Source organism: Dactylosporangium sp. NPDC051087 (assembly GCF_055586325.1).
Genome location: NZ_JBVJIJ010000100.1, coordinates 1 through 1,013 on the forward strand (window position 1 = coordinate 1; position 1,013 = coordinate 1,013).

General features: G+C 70.0%; 1 protein-coding gene. It reads right to left on the reverse strand.

Annotated elements, in window-relative coordinates; all coding sequences use genetic code 11:
- A partial coding sequence (locus ACZ6TV_RS55235; RefSeq protein WP_465309800.1) for a molybdopterin cofactor-binding domain-containing protein occupies nucleotides 1–1,013 on the reverse strand: 1,013 nt, incomplete at both ends.

Here is a 1,013-nt window from a genome sequence, read left to right on the forward strand (position 1 = left end):
GCGCCGAAGCCGCGCATCGCGCCGCACGGCGGGTTGTTCGTGTAGACCGCGTACCCGTCCACGGTGACGTTGTCCACCGTGTACGGACCGACGCCGAGGGTGGTCGCGTTCGCCACGACCGCCATCGACGTCGACGCGTACGCGCCGCCGTCCAACACGATCCGGGCCTTCACATAGACGAGGCGCCCGTCGGGGTCCGCGCCGTGCTCGTACCACATCCGCGCCGGATGCCGATGGACATGACCGTGGAACGACTCCTCACGGGAATAGACCATCTTCACCGGACGCCCGGTGTGCAGGGCCAGCATGCACGCATGCACCTGCATACTCACGTCCTCACGACCACCGAACGCGCCACCAACCCCGGCGAGACTCAGCCGGACCTTCGACTGCGGCAGCCCGAGACAGTCAGCGACCTGACCGAGATCACCGTGCAGCCACTGGGTCGCGATGAACAGGTCGACACCACCGTCCTCGGCCGGGATCGCCAGCCCGGACTCCGGACCGAGAAACGCCTGATCCTGCATCCCGACCTCGTACACGCCGGACACCACGACGGCCGCGGTGACATCCGGGTCGCCCTTACGGATCGGCACATGCCGCAGCAGGTTCCCACGGTCGTGGACGGTGTCGGAGCCCTCGGCGAGCGCGGCGACCGGGTCGACGACCGGCGGCAGCACCTCATACGTGACGACGATCGCCGCGCACGCCCGGCGGGCGGTCTCGGGGTGGTCGGCGGCGACGATCGCGACCGGCTCCCCCGCATACCGGACCTGCCCCATGGCAAGCACCGGCTGGTCACGGTGCTCGAGGCCGTACAACTTCGCGCCGGGCACGTCGTCGGCGGTGAGCACGGCATGCACGCCGGTGGTGGCGACCGCGCCGGTGATGTCGATACCGGTGATCCTGGCGCGCGGGTGCGGGCTGCGCAGGGTCGCACCCCACAGCATCCGGTCGGCCCACAGGTCGGAGGAGAACGCGAACTCGCCGGTCACCTTCAACGTCCCGTCGGG